The sequence below is a fragment of the Mycobacterium sp. 852002-40037_SCH5390672 genome, assembly GCF_001665875.1.
Taxonomy (GTDB): Bacteria; Actinomycetota; Actinomycetes; order Mycobacteriales; family Mycobacteriaceae; genus Mycobacterium.
Genome location: NZ_LZTA01000079.1, coordinates 1 through 18,593, shown reverse-complemented (window position 1 = coordinate 18,593; position 18,593 = coordinate 1). Strand labels below are relative to the sequence as shown.

The window sequence follows — 18,593 nt, the reverse complement described above, 5'->3', positions numbered from 1 at the left end:
GGAGCGCCGCCGGCCTCGGTCTAGAGTCGACTCGCATGACGATCGATGCCTGGATGCAGCATCCGACTGCGCGGTTCCTGCGCAGCGACATGCTGGCATCCCTGCGGCGGTGGACGGGCGGGTCGATCCCCGACACCGACATCCCGATCGAGGCGACTCTGACGTCGATGGACGCCGCTGGCGTCGAATTGGGTGTACTCAGCGCCTGGCGCGGGCCGGGCGGGCAGGACCTGATCTCCAATGACGAGGTGGCGCAATGGATTGCCGCGCATCCGAACCGGTTCGTCGGCCTGGCCACCGTCGACCTGGACCGCCCGATGGAAGCGGTACGGGAGTTGCGGCGCCGGATAGCCGATGGGGGATTCGTCGGCCTGCGGGTGGTGCCGTGGTTGTGGGATGCCCCGCCCACCGATCGCCGCTACTATCCGCTGTTCGCCCAGTGCGTGGAATCCGGTGTGCCGTTCTGCACCCAAGTCGGCCATACCGGCCCGTTACGTCCGTCGGAGACCGGCCGCCCGATTCCCTACATCGACCAGGTGGCGCTCGATTTCCCGGAGCTGGTGATCGTTTGCGGCCACGTCGGTTACCCGTGGACCGAGGAGATGGTCGCGGTGGCCCGCAAGCACGAAAACGTCTACATCGACACCTCGGCGTACACGATCAAGCGGTTCCCGGACGAACTCGTCAGATTCATGAAGACCGGTACCGGGCGACGAAAGGTGTTGTTCGGCACCAATTATCCGATGATCACCCACGAGCACGCGTTGGCGGGTCTGGACGAACTCGGGCTGTCCGACGAGGCTCGCCGAGACTTCATGCGCGGCAATGCCGAACGAGTTTTCAGACTGGAGGCAGATAAGTGAACGGTGCCCAGGCCCTGATCAACACCCTGGTCGACGGCGGGGTCGACGTGTGTTTCGCCAACCCGGGCACGTCGGAGATGCACTTCGTTTCGGCGCTGGACGCTGTCCCGCGGATGCGCGGCGTGCTGGCGTTGTTCGAAGGGGTCGCCACGGGCGCGGCCGACGGTTATGCCCGCATCGCCGATCGCCCGGCCGCCGTGCTGCTGCACTTGGGTCCCGGACTGGGTAACGGCCTGGCCAACCTGCACAACGCGCGTCGCGCGCGGGTGCCGGTGGTGGTGGTCGTCGGTGATCACGCCACGTATCACAAAAAGTACGACGCCCCACTGGAATCCGACATCGACGCGCTCGCCGGCAGCGTTTCGGGATGGGTGCGCCGAACCAGTGACGCCTCCCAGGTTTCGGCCGATGCCGTCGAGGGCATCGCGGCCAGCCGATGGGGTTCGCAGATTTCGACTCTGATCCTGCCCGCAGATGTGTCCTGGTCCGACGGCGCTCAGCTGTTCTCCAACCTGGACGCGCAGCCGGCCGGCGCAGATCCGCTGCTGGCCCCAGAGGTGCTCGAGGTGCTTCGCTCCGGCGAGCCGACGGTGATCATGGTGGGCGGCGATGCCACCCGCCATGCCGGCCTGGCGGCGGCCACCCGCATCGCGGCGGCGACGGGTGCGCGTGTGCTGTGTGAGACCTTCCCCGCCCGGCTGGAACGCGGCGCGGGCGTCCCCGCGGTGGACCGCCTCGCCTATTTCGCCGAAGCGGCCACGGCCCAGCTGGAGGGCGCCAAGCATCTGGTGCTGGCGGGCGCCAAGGCGCCGGTGTCGTTCTTCGCCTACCCCGGTATGCCCAGCGATCTGGTACCGGCCGGCTGCGAGGTGCACGTGCTCGCCGAATACAGCGGTGCGGCAGAGGCTTTGACCGCGTTGGCCGATCAGGTGGCGCCCGGCACCGAGGCGCCTGTCGCGGCGGCATCGCGTCCCCAACTGCCGAGGGGCGCGCTGACGTCCGCGTCGGCCGCCGACGTGATCGGGGCGCTGCTGCCCGAAGGGGCAATCGTGGTCGACGAGTCGAACACCTCGGGCCTGCTACTGGCGCAGGCGACCGCCGGGGCGCCGGCGCACGACTGGCTGACCCTGACCGGTGGTGCGATCGGCTACGGCATCCCGGCGGCGGTCGGCGCCGCGGTGGCCGCCCCGAAGCGTCCGGTGCTGTGTCTGGAATCCGATGGCTCGGCGATGTACACGATCTCGGGACTGTGGACCCAGGCCCGGGAAAACCTCAACGTGACCACCGTGCTATACAACAACAGCGCCTACGACATCCTGCGGATTGAGCTGCAACGCGTCGGCGCCGGGTCGGCGGCCGGCCCCGAAGCGCTATCCCTACTCGACTTATCTGACCCCACAATGGATTTCGTGAAGATCAGCGAGGGCATGGGAGTGCCCGCCCGGCGCGTCACCACGGCTGAGGAATTGGCCGATGCGCTGCGCGCCGCCTTCGCCGAACCCGGGCCGCATCTGATCGACGCCGTAGTGCCGTCAATAACGGGCTAGGCTCGGCAGCCGGCTCAGCAGCCAGTCCGTCATCGTGTTGACCACGTCGACGCCCGTTTCGAACGCGCCGTCCTCGGCGTCCGCCGCCAGTGCCACGCCCCACTGGCCGGATGGGGTGGGGACGATGCCGAATTGCCGGACCAGGTACTCACCGTGTACTCCCGGCCCCCAACCGCCCTTCGCGGCAAGGCCTTTGGCGGCCAGCCCCCACTGGTCGCCGGTAACCAGCCGTTGCATCAGGTCGATCACTTCGACGGCGTCGGGGATTGTCGACAACTCCGCGGCGAACCGTGCTTGACGCTGCAGGCTCCACTGGGTTTGGCCGAAAGCGGTGAAACCACGGCGAAGTCGGCGTGATTCGACCACGGTCGCGGTGTCACCGCCTTCGGCCACAACGACCTGAACCCGCCGGGCCGCGTCCATCGGCTCGCCCAGTTGCGACCACAACTGTTCGGAAGCGCGATTGTCGGATTCGGTGATGGCTTTCACGACCAAATCGCGGGCGCCCAGCCAATCGTTGCGCAGTGCGGCTATCGCCATGGGCACTTTGATCGTCGACCATGCCACTCCAGACCACCAGCTGCCCAGAGAAAATGTTCTGTCCGGCCGGGCGATCGCGATGCCGACGTTCGCGGGCACCGCCGCGGAAATCTGCTCAAAGCTCGCCTCCAGCGCGAGCTCGAGAGGCCGCGCAGTCATGCGCGGCTTTCACCATAGGCGCGCGCGCCCACGACGCCGAGGTAGCGACCTCGCGCATCAAACATCGCGACTCCTTGTCTTTGCGGCGTGTTCATTGCGGCCGGCGCACCTCAACGCAACGTGTGCCGGGCGAAATCATCAGCCTGACGGCGGGAGCGGCGGAAGCGGCGGCCCTGGCTCGGGCGGGGGAGGAGCTTCCCACGGTTCGGGATCCGGCGTCGGCGGTGACCATACCAATGGCGGTGGTGGAGGCACCGGAGGCTGCGGGGGCGGATCCGCCGCGGCGAAACCGGCCCCCAGCCCGAGCGCGGCGCCACCCAGCGACACAGCCAGGATCGAGCCGGCGATCATTTCGCGGATTTTCATCAAGCGCTGAGTTTACTGCCTGGACGGCCGCATCCGGCGGCAATGCCCGTCCCGGGCCCCTAGCGGTGGATCTTCCACACCGGATCGTCGCAGTCGACACCCTGAGCGGCCAACTGTCGCTTCAGCACCTTGAAGGTCACGGTCCGCGGCAGTTCGGCGCTGATCCGCACGTACGACGGCCACTGCTTGGGACCCAAGTCCGGTTGCTCGGCGAGGAAGGCGCGGAACTTCTCGTCCTCGAACTCGGCGCCCGGCGCCAATACCAACGCCGCCATCACCTGGTCGCCGACTCTCTTGTCAGGCACCGGATATACCGCGACCTCGGTGACGTCGGGATGGCGCAGCAACACTCGCTCGATCGGGGCCGCACCGAGGTTCTCACCATCGACGCGCATCCAATCACCCAGCCGCCCGGCGAAATACGCATAGCCGGCCTCGTCGCGGTAGGCGAGATCACCGCTGTGGTACACCCCGCCGGCCATCCGCTCGGCTTCGGCCGCCTCGTCGTTGTAGTAACCCTCGAAACGCCCCGGCCCCGCGGTGTTGACCAGTTCGCCGACCACGCCCGGCGGGCATGACGCACCCGTCTCGGGATCGATGATGTCGATTCCCTCGGGAGGCGGACCCAGGGAACCCGCCGGTGTATCGGGGGTGCGCGCGATCGCCACGCCGCCTTCGGTGGAACCGAACCCGTCCTGCACGACGCACCCGAATCTGCGGCCGAACCGCTCGATGTCATCGGGTACGCCCTCGTTGCCGTACACCGCTCGCAGCGGGTTGTCCGCATCGTCGGACCGCTCGGGCGTGGCGAGCACATACGACAGGGGCTTGCCCACGTAATTCGCGTAGGTGGCGCCGTAGCGACGCACGTCGACGATGAAGTTCGAGGCGGAGAACTTGCGCCGCAAGGCCATTGAGCCCTCGCAGGCGGCCGCCACGGCCCAGCCGACCAGCACCGCGTTGGAATGGAACAGCGGCATCGACACGTAGCAGACGTCGTCGCGGCCCAGGCCGAAACGCTGTGACATCGTCACGCCGGCGATCGCGACCTTGCCATGACTGCACTTGACGGCCTTGGGCTCGCCGCTGGTGCCCGACGTGAAGATCAACATGAACAGATCCGCCGGCGAGGCGTCCTGAAAAGAGATCTGGGCGTCGCGATGCCCGGCAACCTCGTCGGCCCACTCGGCCGAGTCGACGTTCAGATGCTCGATATCACCCAGCGTCTCAGATGATTTCGAGTCGGCCAGCACCAATTGGCAATCGGCCCGGGCGATGTCGCGCTGCAGCGCCTCACCGCGGCGCACCGGATTGAGTCCCACCGGCACGATCCCCGACATTCCCGCCGCCACCAGCATCGCCGAGAAGAACGGAGTGTTCTCCAACAGCACGCCGACGTGGGGCGGCCGGGTGGGGTCGAGCCGCGCACGCAACGCCGCGGCGATCGCGGCACCATGCTGCAGGTGATCGCGCCAGCTGGTGAACGAGTCCTCGAAGTAGATACCCCGATCGTCGATCTCGGTCAGCGGCGCCAGCAGCTTGGTTACCGTCAGGTCATCGGTGAGTTCCATTGCACCTAAGCGGGCGTCTCCGCAAGCTCCCGGCCGATGCGGCGCAGCTGTCCGGTGGCGCCGCCCAGGGCGAACTCGATCTCCTTAGCGGCAAGGAAGTAGCGATGCGCGGGGTGATCGGTGTCGACCCCGACACCGCCGTGCACGTGCACGATGGTGTGCGCCACCCGGTGACCGGCGTCCGCGGCCCAGAACGCGGCACTGGCGACGTCGATCTCGGCCGCAATGTCTTCCGAGACCCGCCAGGCCGCCTGGGTGAGCGTGAGTCGCAACCCCTTCACGTCGATGTAGCCGTCGGCCAGCCGCTGCGACACCGCCTGGAAGCTGCCGATCGGGCGATCGAATTGCTCACGCTCGCGCGCGTATTCGGCCGTCTTCTGCAAGCCCCGCTCGAGCACCCCGAGCTGGAAAGCGCTGCGGCCCAAGGTGCCCAGCGTGCCGAGCCACGTCAAGACCTCAGCGCCGCCGACCTTGCGGCTGTTCTCCACTTCGGTTCCTTCCAGCGCGAGGTGCCCGACGCTGCCCAGGCCGGTGGTTTCCAGTGCGGTCACCGTGACACCGGGGTCGTCGGTGGCGACCAGGAAAACCGCGGTACCGGAATCGGTTTCGGCGGGAACCAGGAATGCGTCGGCCACCGGACCGAATCCGACCTGGGTGCGGGTTCCGGTCAGCCGGTAGCCGGCTCCGGCGCTGGCCGCCCGCACCGGGCCCTCGCCCATCTCGCCGTCGAGGGCGACGCTGAGTGTCTTCTCGCCGTTGACCGCGGGCACGCCCCAGCTCTGTTGCAGGTCTTCGGAGCCGAATCGGGCCAGCGCTCCGGCGCCCAGCACCACCGACTCCAGGTAGGGCACCGCGGCCAGCTGGTGGCCCAGCGCAACCAGGATCGCGATCTGCTCGAGCGCACCGAAGCCGTCACCGCCCAGCGATGAAGCCGATGCGCTGGACAGGATGCCGGCGTCGATCAGCTTTCGCCACAGGTCGCGGTCGAACCGCTGATCGAGGCCGTCGAGCTCACGATGGTGTTCGGGTGTGCATACCGAGTCCACGATGGTGTCGACCAGGTTGCCGAGGTCGTGGGCCGCTTCGGTTGTGGTGAAGTCCATGAACGTCCGTCCTTTTATTACGTAGCGGCTCAGCGGTTCCGGGGCAGCCCGAGCGCGACCATGCCGATGATGTCGCGCTGCACTTCGTTGGTGCCGCCGCCGAAGGTCAGGATCAAACACGCCCGGTGCATCCGCTCGACCCGGCCGGCCAGCTTCGAGCCCGGCGAATTCTGGCGCACCGTCGCCGCGGTACCCAGCACCTCCATCAGCAGCCGGTAGGCCTCGGTGGCCAGCTCGGTGCCGTACACCTTGGCCGCCGACGCGTCGGCGGGCGACAGGGCTTCACTTGCCGCCGAGGCCAACTCCCAGTTGATCAGCTTGAGCACTTCGGCCTTGGCGTGCACGCGGGCCAGGTTGATCTGCACCCACTCGGAATCGATCAGCCGGGCCCCACCGGCGTCCTTGGTGTTTTGCGCCCATTCGCGAACCTCGCGCAGGGCCAGGAAGATCGGTTGCGGCGAAACCAGGGCGACCCGCTCGTGGTTGAGCTGGTTGGTCACCAGTTTCCAGCCGCCGTTCTCCTCGCCGACGAGGTTGGTCACCGGCACACGCACATCGGAGTAATAGGTGGCGCTGGTGTCCACACCGGCCATGGTGTGCACCGGCGTCCAGGAGAAGCCTTCGGCGGTCGTCGGCACCGTCAGCATCGAAATTCCGCGGTGCTTCTTGGCCTCGGGGTTGGTGCGCACCGCCAGCCACACCCAGTCCGCATAGGCGATCAGGCTGGTCCACATCTTCTGGCCGTTGATGACGTAGTCGTCGCCATCGCGCACCGCGGTGGTGCGCAGGCTGGCCAGGTCGGTGCCGGCGCCGGGCTCGGAGTAGCCGATGGAGAAGTGCAGTTCGCCGGCCGCGATCTTGGGGAGGAAGAACTTCTTCTGCTCCTCGGTGCCGAAGGCCATGATGGTCGGCGCCACGCTGTTGATCGTCAGGAACGGCACCGGCACGCCGGCGATGGCGGCCTCGTCGGTGAAGATCAGCGAGTCCATCGGCGAGCGGTCCTGGCCGCCGTACTCCTTGGGCCAGTTCAGGGTGAGCCACCCGTCCTTGCCCATCTGCGCGACGGTGTCGCGATACGCGGTGCCCGTCCCGACCTCGCCCTGTGTCGAGGTCAGCGCCTCGCGACGCTCCGGAGTCATCAGGGTGGTGAAGTACGACCGCAGCTCGCGACGCAGCTCCTCTTGTTCCGGGGTGTAACTGATGCGCATTTCAGCCGTCCTTCAAATTAACGACGTTCGGATAACAAGCCTCGTCACAGGCCGCTGCTCGACCAACGGCTACCCGTTCGTCTTCCCGGTTGTAACACGTTCTAGTCTGGGAATCCAGCGACCGTTTCCCCAGCGGTGTCAGGGTCTTATGGTGGACCTACATACTGATGAGGCGAGTCCTGCGGTGAAGGCCAGGTTCAAGGAGGGTGCTGTGCGGGTGATCGTGGACCGTGACCGGTGCGAAGGTAACGCAGTGTGCTTGGGAATTGCCCCAGATATCTTCGACCTGGACGACGAGGATTACGCCGTGGTGAAGCTCGACCCGATCCCCGCCGATCAGGAGCAATTGGCCGAGCAGGCAATCGCCGAATGCCCGCGCGCCGCACTTTCCCGCGGCGACTAATCCGAGCCCACAGCGCGTAACTCGAAACTAGAGGTATTCATAAATTGACTAGCAGCACGAACGCGACCGATCTCTCCGGAAAGGTCGCGGTGGTGACCGGTGCGGCCGCGGGCCTGGGGCGCGCCGAGGCGCTCGGCCTGGCCCGCCAGGGCGCAACCGTCGTCGTCAACGACATCGCCGCGGCGTTGGATGCCTCTGACGTCATCGACGAAATCAACTCCGCCGGCTCCAAGGCGATCGCCGTGGCGGGCGACATCAGCGAACGCGCCACCGCCGACGAACTGGTTGCTCAGGCCGACTCGCTGGGTGGCCTCGACATCGTGGTCAACAACGCCGGGATCACCCGGGACCGGATGCTGTTCAACATGTCCGACGAGGAGTGGGATCTGGTCATCGCCGTGCACCTGCGCGGTCATTTTCTGCTGACCCGCAACGCGGCGACCTACTGGCGCTCCAAGGCCAAGAACGCCGGCGGGCAGATTTTCGGCCGGATCGTCAACACCGCGTCGGAGGCCGGCCTGGTCGGTCCCGTCGGGCAGGCGAACTACGGCGCCGCCAAGGCGGGCATCATTTCGCTCACCCTGACGGCCGCACGGGCGCTGGGTCGTTACGGGGTGTGCGCCAACGCCATCTGCCCCCGCGCACGCACCGCGATGACGGCCGACGTCTTCGGCGACGCACCGGAGGTCGAGGCGGGTGGCGTCGACCCGTTGTCGCCCGAGCACGTGGTGAATCTGGTGGAGTTCCTGTCCTCCCCGGCGGCCGCCGAGGTGAACGGTCAGGTGTTCATCGTCTACGGTCCACAGGTGACATTGGTCGCTGCGCCGACCGTGGAGCGCAAATTCAGCGCCGACGGCGACGCCTGGGACCCTGCGCAGTTGAGTTCGACACTGCAGGATTACTTTGCTGGCCGTGATCCTGAGCACAATTTTTCCGCTGGCGCGCTGATGGAGCAATAGTCGCTAAAAGCTGGTCGATTGGGGGGATTGGCCAGGTAGAACATGTGTCAGTTTGACACGTGCCAAGTGCTTCTGACCTGGCGAATTAACGGTTTGGATAAAGAAGCGCTGTTCATTGACATGGTGAACTTGTTCTGAGTTAATATGATCCGGCTCACACCGAGCCACGTGGGACCGTAGACGACGCAAAGGCCAGACATAGACTTCGCCGAGACCAGACCGAGGGGGAAACGAGTTGATGGAACAACTTGCGGTCCCCGCCCGCGCCGTCGGCGGATTTTTCGAAATGATGATCGACACCGGCCGGGCAGCGTTTCGCCGGCCGTTTCAATTCGGTGAGTTTCTCGACCAGACCTGGATGATCGCGCGCGTGTCGCTGGTTCCCACGCTGCTGGTATCCATCCCGTTCACGGTGCTGGTGGCCTTCACCCTCAACATCCTGCTGCGCGAGATCGGCGCCGCCGACCTGTCCGGCGCCGGGACGGCCTTCGGCACCATCACCCAGCTGGGTCCGGTGGTGACCGTGCTCGTGGTGGCGGGCGCCGGCGCCACCGCGATCTGCGCCGACCTCGGCGCCCGGACCATCCGCGAAGAGATCGATGCGATGCGGGTGCTCGGCATCGACCCGATTCAGCGGCTCGTCGTGCCGCGCGTGCTGGCGTCCACGGTGGTGGCCCTGCTGCTCAACGGTTTGGTGTGCGCCATCGGTCTTTCCGGTGGCTATGTGTTCTCCGTCTTTCTGCAGGGCGTCAACCCCGGCGCGTTCATCAACGGGTTGACCGTGCTGACCGGGCTGCGTGAGCTGGTGTTGGCCGAAGTCAAAGCGCTGCTGTTCGGCGTGATGGCCGGCATGGTGGGCTGCTACCGCGGCCTGACCGTCAAGGGTGGGCCCAAGGGCGTCGGTAACGCGGTCAACGAAACCGTCGTCTACGCCTTCATCTGTCTGTTCGTGATCAACGTGGTGATGACCGCCATCGGCGTGCGAATTTCGGCGAAGTGACGGGACGGGTGAGCACGCCATGAGTTACGACGCCACGCTGCGATTCCGCCGACTTTTTTCCCGGCTGCAGGAGCCGGTGGACGACTTCGGCGAGCAGGCACTGTTCTACGGGCAGACCATGCGCTACGTCCCCAATGCGCTCACCCGGTACCACAAGGAGACGATCCGGCTGATCGCCGAGATGACGATGGGTGCGGGAGCCCTCGTCATGATCGGCGGCACGGTCGGTGTAGCGGCCTTCCTGACCCTGGCCTCCGGCGGTGTCATTGCCGTGCAGGGCTATTCGTCGCTGGGCAACATCGGCATCGAGGCGCTGACGGGATTCCTGTCGGCATTCCTGAACGTCCGGGTCGTCGCGCCGGTGATCGCGGGCATCGCGCTGGCGGCCACCATCGGTGCCGGTGCCACCGCCCAATTGGGGGCCATGCGGGTGTCCGAGGAGATCGACGCCGTCGAATGCATGGCGGTGCACTCGGTGTCGTACCTGGTATCAACCCGTTTGATCGCCGGCCTCATCGCGATCATCCCGCTGTACTCGCTGTCGGTGCTGGCCGCGTTCTTCGCCGCCCGCTTCACCACGGTGTACATCAATGGGCAATCAAAAGGCCTCTACGATCACTACTTCAACACGTTCTTGGTCCCGTCGGACCTCTTGTGGTCGTTCCTCCAGGCCATCGTGATGTCCATCGCGGTGATGCTCGTCCATACCTATTACGGCTACAACGCCAGCGGCGGTCCGGTCGGCGTCGGGATCGCGGTCGGCCAGGCCGTGCGGACCTCGCTGATCGTCGTGGTCGTCATCACCTTGTTCATCTCGCTCGCTGTCTACGGGGCGTCCGGTAACTTCAACCTCTCCGGATAAGAGGACCGCTTAAAGGGACATGGCAGACACACACGCGCGCCGTACCACCGTCCGGCTGGCAGCAGCAGTGCTGGCCAGCCTGATGGTGGCTTTCGCTGTGCTGACTTACCTCTTCTATACCGCGGCCTTCGCATCGATCGACACCGTCACTGTGTCGGCGCCGCGCGCTGGGCTGGTGATGGAGAAGGGCGCCAAGGTCAAGTACCGAGGCATCCAGATCGGCAAGGTCGAAACCATCGAGTATTCCGGTGACCAGGCGCGGCTGACGCTGAGCATCAACAGCGACGACATGCATTTCATCCCGTCCAACGCGATGGTGCACATTGCGGGTAACACCATTTTCGGGGCCAAGTCGGTCGAATTCATTCCCCCTCGAGCGCCTTCGCCAACGTCTCTGCGTCCGGAGGCGCACGTGGCGGCCTCTTCGGTGCAGCTGGAAGTCAACACCTTGTTCCAGTCGCTGATGGACCTGCTGCACAAGATCGATCCCGTCGAACTCAACGGAACGCTGAGCGCGTTCTCCGAAGGCCTGCGCGGTCACGGCGACGACCTCGGCGGCATCCTGTCGGGTCTGAATACGCTGACCCGCCAGGCAAACCCGAAGCTGCCCGCACTGCAGGAGGATTTCCGCAAGGCCGCGGTGGTGGCCAACGTGTACGCCGACGCGGCACCGGACCTGACCACCGTGATCGACAACCTGCCGACGATCAACAAGACCGTCGTGGACCAGCAGAAGAATCTCAACGACACACTGTTGGCCACCATCGGCCTGTCGAACAACGCCTATGACACGCTGGCGCCTGCCGAACAGGACTTCATCGACGCCATCAATCGGCTCCGGGCACCGCTGAAGGTGGCGGCCGAATACTCACCGGAATTCGGTTGCCTGTTCTCCGGAATCGACCGGGGCCTCAAAGAGTTCGGACCAATTCTCGGCGTGAAGAAAGCGGGCTTGTTCACGTCGTCGAGCTTCGTGCTGGGCGCGCCGTCGTACACCTATCCGGAATCGCTGCCCATCGTGAACGCCTCCGGCGGTCCCAACTGCCGAGGGTTGCCCGACATCCCGAACAAGCAACACGGTGGGTCGTGGTACCGGGCGCCGTTCCTGGTGACAGACAACGCCAATATCCCGTACGAGCCGTTCACCGAGCTGCAGTTCGACGCACCCTCCACGCTGCAGTTCCTGTTCCACGGCGCCTTCGCGGAACGGGACGACTTCTGATGGCGGCCAGCTCGGGAATGCCGTCGCACCGCGAGATGATCATCAAGGTCAGCATCTTCGCGGTGGCCATGTTGTTGGTGTCGGCGGGGTTGGTGGTGGTGTTCGGTGACTTCCGGTTCGGTCCCGAAAGCACTTACCACGCAACGTTTACCGACATATCCCGGCTGAAGTCCGGCCAGAAGGTGCGGATCGCGGGCGTGCCCGTCGGTGCGGTGTCGGGCATCAAGCTCAACCCCGACAACACCATCGACGTCAAGTTCGGAGTCGACAAGCGCTACACGCTGTACTCGTCCACGCGCGCGGTGATCCGCTACGAGAACCTGGTCGGTGACCGATTCCTGGAGATCACGTCGGGCCCGGGGGAGCTGCGGAAGCTGCCGGCCGGCGGGACGATCAACAGCCAACACACCCAGCCCGCACTGGATCTCGATGCGCTGCTGGGCGGGCTGCGGCCGGTGCTCAAAGGCCTCGACGCCGACAAGGTCAACACCATCAGCAGCGCGGTCATCCAGCTGCTGCAGGGCCAGGGTGGGGCGTTGTCGAACGTGCTGGCCGACACCAGCGCGTTCTCCTCGGCGCTGGGCCAACGTGACCAACTCATCGGCGACGTGATCAACAACCTCAACACCGTGCTGACGACCGTCGACCAACGTAGCGCACAGTTCTCGACCAGCGTCGACCAGTTACAGCAGCTGATCACCGGGCTGGCCCAGCACAAAGACGACATCGCGGGCGCCATCCCGCCGCTGGCCTCGACGACGACGGATTTGACGGAGCTGCTGAAGAATTCGCGCCGGCCGCTGCAGGGCATCCTGGAGAACACTCGTCCGCTGGCTACGGAGATCGACAACCGTAAGGCTGAAGTCGACAACGACGTCGAGCAGCTGGGCGAGGACTATCTGCGACTGTCCGCCCTCGGCGCCTATGGGTCATTCTTCAACATCTACTTCTGCTCCGTGACGATCAAGATCAACGGCCCGGCCGGTAGCGATATCCTGCTGCCGCTCGGTGGTCAAGTGGATCCCAGCAAGGGGAGGTGCGCTTTTGCCAAGTAACGCAAAGGGTGAGCGCGATCCACTGCGCACCGGCATCTTCGGCGTGGTGCTGGTGGTGTGCGTCGTGCTCATCGCGTTCGGCTACGCCGGATTACCGTTCTGGCCGCAGGGCAAGATCTATGACGCCTACTTCACCGACGCGGGCGGGATCAATCCCGGCAACGCCGTTTATGTTTCGGGTTTCAAAGTCGGCAAGGTGACCACGGTGGGTCTGGCCGGCGACAGCGCCAAGATCAGCTTCAGCGTCGATCGCCACGTCGCCGTCGGCGACCAGTCGCTGGCCGCGATCCGCACCGACACCATCCTCGGCGAGCGTTCCATCTCGGTGACCCCGGCCGGCGGCGGCAAGGCAACCACGATCCCGCTCAGTCGTACGACGACGCCATATACGCTCGCCGGCGCGCTGGAGGATTTGGGTCAGAACGCCAACAACCTGGACAAGCCGCAGTTCGAGAAGGCGCTGAACGTGCTGACCGACACGCTGCACGACGCCAACCCGCAGCTGCGCGGCGCGCTGGACGGCGTGACGTCCTTGTCCCGCACGTTGGACCGCCGCGACGAGGCGCTGCAAAGCCTACTGGCACATGCGAAGTCGGTCACCGGTGTGTTGTCCCAGCGCGCCGACCAGGTCAACAAACTGGTCGATGATGGCAACGAGTTGTTCGCCGCCCTCGACGAACGCCGCGGCGCGCTGGCCCAGCTGATTTCGGGAATCGGAGATCTCTCGACGCAGATCTCCGGCTTCGTCGCCGACAACCGCAAGGAATTCGGTCCGGCACTGGGCAAGCTCAACGATGTGCTGTCCAACCTCAATGAGCGCCGCGACTACATCACCGAGGCCCTCAAGCGGCTGCCCACCTACGCCACCGAGCTGGGCGAGGTGGTCGGTTCGGGTCCCGGATTCAACGTCAATGTCTACGGCGTCATCCCGGCGCCGCTACTTGCCACCATGTTCGACTTCTTCTATCAGCCCGGCAAGATGCCTGCCAGCCTCGCCGACTACCTGCGCGGCTTGATTCAGGAGCGCTGGGTCATCAGGCCGAAGTCGCCGTGATGCAGCGGATCACGCACAGCCGGGGGCTGCGCTACGCCACCGTCATCGCGCTGGTCGCGGTGCTGGTGGGTGGCGTGTATGTGCTGTCGTCGCAAGCGAAAAACCGCAAGATCATCGGCTACTTCACTTCTGCGGTCGGCTTGTATCCGGGGGACCAGGTGCGCATCCTCGGTGTCCCGGTCGGCACCATCGACACGATCGAACCGCGGCCGTCCGACGTCAAGATCACCATGGCGGTCTCCACGGACGTGAAGGTCCCGAAGGACGCCAAGGCCATCATCATGTCGCCGAACCTGGTGGCGGCCAGGTTCATCCAGTTGACGCCGGCCTACACCGGTGGGCCGGCGATGCCCGACGGCGCCAGCATCGGGCCGGGCCGTACCGCGGTTCCGGTGGAATGGGACGAGGTCAAGGAGTCGCTGACCCAGCTGGCCGTCCAACTCGGCCCGACGGCCGGATCGATGCAGGGACCGTTGGGCGCGGCGATCAACCAGGCCGCGGACACCTTCGACGGCAAGGGCGAGTCGTTCCACAGCGCCTTGCGCGAGCTCTCGCAAGCCGCTGGGCGCCTGGGGGATTCGCGTGGCGACATCTTCGGCACGGTGAAAAACCTTCAGGTACTGGTCAATGCGCTCTCGTCCAGTAACGAACAAATCGTCCAGTTCGCCGGAAACGTCGCCTCGGTGTCACAGGTGCTCGCCGACAGCTCGCGCCATCTGGACACCACGCTGGGGACGCTCAACAAAGCGCTGTCGGACATCCGTGGGTTCCTGCACGAAAACAACTCGACGATCATCGACACGGTCAACAACCTCAACGATTTTGCGAAGACGTTGAGCGACCAGAGCGACAACATCGAGCAGGTGCTGCACGTGGCGGGTCCGGGTATTGCCAACTTCTACAACATCTACGACCCCGCGCAGGGCACGCTCAACGGCCTGTTGTCGATACCGGAATTCGCCAACCCGGTGCAGTTCATCTGCGGTGGGTCCTTCGAAACCGCCGCCGGGCCCAGGGCACCCGACTATTTCAAGCGCGCCGAACTCTGTCGTGAGCGGCTCGGTCCGGTGCTGCGCCGGCTCACCGTGAACTACCCGCCGCTGATGTTCCACCCGCTCAACACGATTACGGCGTACAAGGGTCAGATCATCTACGACACCCCGGAAACCCAGGCGAAGTCGGCGACTCCGGTGCCGGAGCTGACCTGGATCCCGGCCAAGGGTGCCCAGACACCGCCGGCCGCTCAGAACCCGGCGGATCTGCAGGCCCTGCTGGTCCCGACGGCGCCGCAGGCCGGTACTGCACCTGGCCCGTCGCCGGCGGGCGCTGCTCCCGCCCCCGGGCCCGCTGCCGGAAGCGCGTTCGGTCCGCTGCCGGGCCCGCCTCCGGGACAGGCGCCTAACGGGCCGGCTGCGGACTTGGGCGGTGGCAGATGAACCGAATGTGGTTGCGCGCCGGCGGATTGGCGACGGGCAGCATGCTGCTGGCCGGCTGCCAATTCAGCGGGCTGAACTCGTTGGCGATGCCGGGCACTGCCGGTCACGGAAGTGGCGCGTACTCGATCACCGTCGAACTGCCCGACGTGGCGACCCTGCCGCAGAACTCCCCGGTCATGGTTGACGACGTCACCGTCGGCAGTGTCGCGGGCATTGCGGCCGAACAGCGATCCGACGGATCGTTCTATGCGGCAGTGAAATTGGCGTTGGACAAAAACGTCGTGCTGCCCGCCAACTCGACCGCGACGGTCGCCCAGACATCTCTGCTCGGTTCGATGCACATCGACTTGGCGCGTCCGAAGGACAAGCCGGCCGTCGGCAAGCTGAAGGACGGGTCGAAAATCGCGGAGGCCAACACCGGTCGCTATCCCACCACCGAAGAGGTGCTTTCGGCGCTCGGTGTGGTGGTGAATAAGGGCAACGTCGGTGCCCTGGAAGAGATCACCGACGAGACCTACCGGGCTGTGGCCGGCCGGCAGGACCAGTTCGTCGATTTGGTCCCCAGGCTGGCGGAACTGACCTCGGGGCTCAACCGCCAGGTCAACGACATCATCGATGCAGTCGACGGATTAAATCGATTCTCGGCGACGCTGGCGCACGACAAGGACAACCTGGGGCGGGCGCTGGACACGCTGCCCGAAGCGATTCGCGTGCTCAACAAGAACCGCGACCACATCGTTGAGGCCTTCAGTGCGCTGCACAAACTGGCGAACGTCACCTCGCACATCTTGGCAAAGACGAAGGTGGACTTCGCCGCCGACATGAAGGACCTGTACTCGGTCGTGAAAGCGCTCAACGACAACCGGAAAAATCTCGTCACCTCGTTGCAGATCTTGCTGACATTCCCGTTCCCCAATTACGGGATCAAGCAGGCGGTGCGTGGCGACTACCTCAACGTGTTCACCACCTTCGACCTGACCCTGCGCCGCCTTGGTGAAACGTTCTTCACCACGGCGTATTTCGACCCGAACATGGCCCACATGAACGAGATCCTCAATCCCCCCGACTTCTTGACCGGCGAACTGGCCAACCTGTCCGGACAGGCCGCGGATCCGTTCAAGATTCCGCCCGGCACGGCTTCAGGACAGTAGGGGGTGGGCGCCGATGCATGACAGACTGACCAAGATCCAGCTGGCGATCTTCGCCGTGATCACTGTCATCACCCTGACCGTGATGGCGATCTTCTACCTGCGGTTGCCCGCGACGTTTGGTATCGGAACCTACGGCGTGAGTGCCGATTTCGTTGCCGGGGGCGGCCTGTACAAGAACGCCAACGTCACCTACCGCGGCGTTGCCGTCGGTCGGGTCGAGTCGGTGGGTCTGAGCCCCAACGGCGTCATCGCCGATATGCGGCTGAACAGTGGGACCGCCATCCCGTCGAACGTCACCGCCACCGTCAAAAGCGTGTCGGCCGTGGGCGAGCAGTACATCGACCTGGTGCCCCCGAGCTCGCCGGCAACGACGAAGTTGAGCAACGGATCTCGCATCACGCGGCAGAACACCCGGATCGGTCAGGACGTCGCCGACCTGTTGAAGCGCTCGGAGACGTTGGTCAACAGCCTGGGCGATACCCGCTTGCGTGAGCTGCTGCACGAGACGTTCACCGCGGCCAACGGATCGGGTCCCGAGCTGGCGCGGCTGTTCGAGTCGGCTCGGCTGCTGGTGGACGAAGCCAATGCCAACTATCCGCAAGTCTCGCAGTTGATCGACCAGGCCGGCCCGTTCCTGCAGGCCCAGATCCGCGCCGGCGGCGACATCAAGTCGCTATCCGACGGGCTGGCGCGGTTCACCTCCGAGGTCCGTCAGGCCGACCCGCAGCTTCGCGATACCCTGGCGACGGCTCCGGGCGCCACGGACGAAGCAAGCACCGCGTTCTCCGGCATCCGTCCCTCCTTCCCGGCACTGGCCGCCAGCCTGTCCAACCTGGGCCGGGTGGGGGTGATCTACCACAAGTCGATCGAACAGCTGCTGGTCGTCTTGCCGGCGCTGTTCGCCGCCATCATCACGATGGCGGGCGGTCCGCCCATCGACGAAGGCGGAAAGCTGGACTTCAAGCTCGACCTCAACGACCCCCCACCATGCGCCGTCGGCTTCCTGCCCCCGCCGTTGATGCGCACCCCGGCCGACGAGACGGTGCGCGAGCTGCCGAAGGACATGTACTGCAAGACCGCCCAAAACGATCCCAGTACGGTGCGCGGCGCGCGCAACTACCCGTGCCAGGAATTCCCCGGAAAACGCGCACCGACGATCCAGCTCTGTCGTGATCCGAAGGGCTACGTGCCCGTCGGCCGCAATCCGTGGCGCGGTCCGCCGGTGCCCTACGACACTCCCGTCACCAATGGGCTGAATGTGTTGCCGCCCAACCATTTCCCGTATATCCCGCCGGGCGCTGAACCCGATCCGGGTACACCCATGGTCGGGCCGCCGCCTCCGGGTGTGGTGCCCGGGCCGGGGCCGTTGCCCAACAAGCAGCCGGCATTCGATCCGCCGCCACCCAATGACAACGGGCCGCCACCGCCGTTCACGTCGTGGCAGCCGCCCGGGGTACCCCCGGTGCCGCCTCAGCTTCCGTACCCGAAATGGCTGCCCCCGCCGCCGGCGCCGGAGGGCATCAGTCCGCCGCCGGCGGGCCCTGGACCGGAGAAGCCGTGGGGGCCCCCACCCGGTCCGCAGCCCCAGGCCAGCGGCCCGGCCTACGCCACCTACGACGAAAAGACCGGCGCGTTTGTCGATCCGGCCGGCGGCACTGGTATCTTCGCGGCCGGCGCTACCGGCACCTCCGGCGCCGAGAATTGGGTGGACCTCATGCTTGATCCAAGGCCGATGTAATGGACCCTGCCGTGGCAGACGAACCAACAACCACGCCGCGTGCTCGTCGACGAGCCTCGCGCGCGGCTGGTCCGGCCAAGGGCGAGTCGGCCCAGAACGTTGCGGTCGCCACCGACGTTGCAACCGCGCCGACGCAGCCGGCAAAACCCGTCAAGACCCTCACGTCGCTCAAGCCACCGCCGCGGCGGCAACCGCACCGCGCCCTGGTCGCATGGATCTCGTTCGCGGCGGCACTGTTGGCCGTCGGGGCCCTGGCCGGTGGCGTGGCGGGGGGGGGGGGGGTGGGGGGCCCCCCCCCCCCCCCCCCCCCCCCCCCGCCGCACACGCGGGGGCACCCCCCCCCCCCCCCGGGGGGG

General features: G+C 65.9%; 17 protein-coding genes. 12 read left to right on the top strand and 5 right to left on the bottom strand.

What is annotated here, in order from left to right:
- Window positions 1–35: 35 nt before the first annotated feature.
- A complete protein-coding gene (locus A5782_RS13610) occupies window positions 36–863 on the top strand; it encodes an amidohydrolase family protein (RefSeq protein WP_067100529.1) in 828 nt (275 codons plus the stop codon).
- Window positions 860–2,410, top strand: a complete 1,551-nt coding sequence (locus A5782_RS13605; RefSeq protein ID WP_067100524.1) for an acetolactate synthase large subunit — start codon at window positions 860–862, stop codon at window positions 2,408–2,410. Before A5782_RS13610 ends, A5782_RS13605 begins: the two co-directional genes overlap by 4 nt.
- Here A5782_RS13605 and A5782_RS13600 read toward each other — a convergent pair.
- The 5 genes from A5782_RS13600 to A5782_RS13585 all read right to left on the bottom strand — a co-directional run bounded on the left by A5782_RS13600 (window position 2,396) and on the right by A5782_RS13585 (window position 7,357).
- Window positions 2,396–3,109: a hypothetical protein gene (locus A5782_RS13600; RefSeq protein ID WP_067100520.1), complete on the bottom strand. Its 714-nt coding sequence runs from the start codon at window positions 3,107–3,109 to the stop codon at window positions 2,396–2,398. The genes A5782_RS13605 and A5782_RS13600 overlap by 15 nt on opposite strands.
- Window positions 3,110–3,247: 138 nt before the next feature.
- The gene (locus tag A5782_RS25525; RefSeq protein ID WP_082942918.1) at window positions 3,248–3,475 is read right to left on the bottom strand and encodes a hypothetical protein; all 228 of its coding nucleotides are present in this window, start codon (window positions 3,473–3,475) and stop codon (window positions 3,248–3,250) included.
- Between the two features lie 59 nt (window positions 3,476–3,534).
- Window positions 3,535–5,046 carry a long-chain-fatty-acid--CoA ligase FadD17 gene (gene fadD17 / locus A5782_RS13595; protein ID WP_067100517.1) on the bottom strand — a complete coding sequence of 504 codons (1,512 nt, stop codon included), beginning with the start codon at window positions 5,044–5,046 and terminating at the stop codon, window positions 3,535–3,537.
- 5 nt (window positions 5,047–5,051) lie between these two features.
- Window positions 5,052–6,149 (bottom strand): acyl-CoA dehydrogenase family protein, encoded by a 1,098-nt coding sequence (locus A5782_RS13590; RefSeq protein WP_067100514.1) that lies wholly within the window; start codon window positions 6,147–6,149, stop codon window positions 5,052–5,054.
- 29 nt (window positions 6,150–6,178) lie between these two features.
- Window positions 6,179–7,357, bottom strand: coding sequence for an acyl-CoA dehydrogenase (locus A5782_RS13585; RefSeq protein WP_067100509.1), 1,179 nt, complete (start codon window positions 7,355–7,357; stop codon window positions 6,179–6,181).
- Between the two features lie 211 nt (window positions 7,358–7,568).
- Between A5782_RS13585 and A5782_RS13580 the strand changes: the two genes are divergently transcribed.
- The 10 genes from A5782_RS13580 to A5782_RS13535 all read left to right on the top strand — a co-directional run bounded on the left by A5782_RS13580 (window position 7,569) and on the right by A5782_RS13535 (window position 18,237).
- Window positions 7,569–7,760 (top strand): ferredoxin, encoded by a 192-nt coding sequence (locus tag A5782_RS13580; protein WP_003877155.1) that lies wholly within the window; start codon window positions 7,569–7,571, stop codon window positions 7,758–7,760.
- 44 nt (window positions 7,761–7,804) lie between these two features.
- Window positions 7,805–8,719, top strand: a complete 915-nt coding sequence (locus tag A5782_RS13575) for a 3-oxoacyl-ACP reductase (RefSeq protein ID WP_067100506.1) — start codon at window positions 7,805–7,807, stop codon at window positions 8,717–8,719.
- 235 nt (window positions 8,720–8,954) lie between these two features.
- Window positions 8,955–9,719 (top strand): ABC transporter permease, encoded by a 765-nt coding sequence (locus A5782_RS13570; RefSeq protein ID WP_067100502.1) that lies wholly within the window; start codon window positions 8,955–8,957, stop codon window positions 9,717–9,719.
- A gap of 19 nt (window positions 9,720–9,738) precedes the next feature.
- On the top strand, window positions 9,739–10,581 hold the full coding sequence (locus tag A5782_RS13565) for an ABC transporter permease (protein WP_067100498.1): 843 nt from the start codon (window positions 9,739–9,741) through the stop codon (window positions 10,579–10,581).
- Window positions 10,582–10,600: 19 nt separating this feature from the next.
- A complete protein-coding gene (locus A5782_RS13560; protein ID WP_067100494.1) occupies window positions 10,601–11,803 on the top strand; it encodes a virulence factor Mce family protein in 1,203 nt (400 codons plus the stop codon).
- A complete protein-coding gene (locus A5782_RS13555) occupies window positions 11,803–12,858 on the top strand; it encodes a virulence factor Mce family protein (RefSeq protein ID WP_067100488.1) in 1,056 nt (351 codons plus the stop codon). The genes A5782_RS13560 and A5782_RS13555 overlap by 1 nt, the downstream gene beginning before the upstream one ends.
- Window positions 12,848–13,912 (top strand): virulence factor Mce family protein, encoded by a 1,065-nt coding sequence (locus A5782_RS13550; RefSeq protein WP_067100485.1) that lies wholly within the window; start codon window positions 12,848–12,850, stop codon window positions 13,910–13,912. The genes A5782_RS13555 and A5782_RS13550 overlap by 11 nt, the downstream gene beginning before the upstream one ends.
- Complete coding sequence (locus A5782_RS13545; RefSeq protein ID WP_369815621.1) at window positions 13,912–15,348, top strand: virulence factor Mce family protein; 1,437 nt, start codon at window positions 13,912–13,914, stop codon at window positions 15,346–15,348. The genes A5782_RS13550 and A5782_RS13545 overlap by 1 nt, the downstream gene beginning before the upstream one ends.
- Entirely contained in the window at window positions 15,345–16,499 is a 1,155-nt protein-coding gene (locus tag A5782_RS13540) for a virulence factor Mce family protein (protein WP_067100478.1), read from the top strand. Before A5782_RS13545 ends, A5782_RS13540 begins: the two co-directional genes overlap by 4 nt.
- Before the next feature lie 13 nt (window positions 16,500–16,512).
- Window positions 16,513–18,237, top strand: a complete 1,725-nt coding sequence (locus A5782_RS13535; RefSeq protein ID WP_067100474.1) for a virulence factor Mce family protein — start codon at window positions 16,513–16,515, stop codon at window positions 18,235–18,237.
- Window positions 18,238–18,593: the final 356 nt, after the last annotated feature.

Coding starts and splice junctions, on each gene's coding strand:
- fadD17 (WP_067100517.1), bottom strand. CDS start 5,046: ATGGAACTCACCGATGACCTGACGGTAACCAAGCTGCTGGCGCCGCTG.
- A5782_RS13540 (WP_067100478.1), top strand. CDS start 15,345: ATGAACCGAATGTGGTTGCGCGCCGGCGGATTGGCGACGGGCAGCATG.
- A5782_RS13535 (WP_067100474.1), top strand. CDS start 16,513: ATGCATGACAGACTGACCAAGATCCAGCTGGCGATCTTCGCCGTGATC.
- A5782_RS25525 (WP_082942918.1), bottom strand. CDS start 3,475: ATGAAAATCCGCGAAATGATCGCCGGCTCGATCCTGGCTGTGTCGCTG.
- A5782_RS13565 (WP_067100498.1), top strand. CDS start 9,739: ATGAGTTACGACGCCACGCTGCGATTCCGCCGACTTTTTTCCCGGCTG.
- A5782_RS13600 (WP_067100520.1), bottom strand. CDS start 3,109: ATGACTGCGCGGCCTCTCGAGCTCGCGCTGGAGGCGAGCTTTGAGCAG.
- A5782_RS13585 (WP_067100509.1), bottom strand. CDS start 7,357: ATGCGCATCAGTTACACCCCGGAACAAGAGGAGCTGCGTCGCGAGCTG.
- A5782_RS13610 (WP_067100529.1), top strand. CDS start 36: ATGACGATCGATGCCTGGATGCAGCATCCGACTGCGCGGTTCCTGCGC.
- A5782_RS13545 (WP_369815621.1), top strand. CDS start 13,912: ATGCAGCGGATCACGCACAGCCGGGGGCTGCGCTACGCCACCGTCATC.
- A5782_RS13590 (WP_067100514.1), bottom strand. CDS start 6,149: ATGGACTTCACCACAACCGAAGCGGCCCACGACCTCGGCAACCTGGTC.
- A5782_RS13560 (WP_067100494.1), top strand. CDS start 10,601: ATGGCAGACACACACGCGCGCCGTACCACCGTCCGGCTGGCAGCAGCA.
- A5782_RS13555 (WP_067100488.1), top strand. CDS start 11,803: ATGGCGGCCAGCTCGGGAATGCCGTCGCACCGCGAGATGATCATCAAG.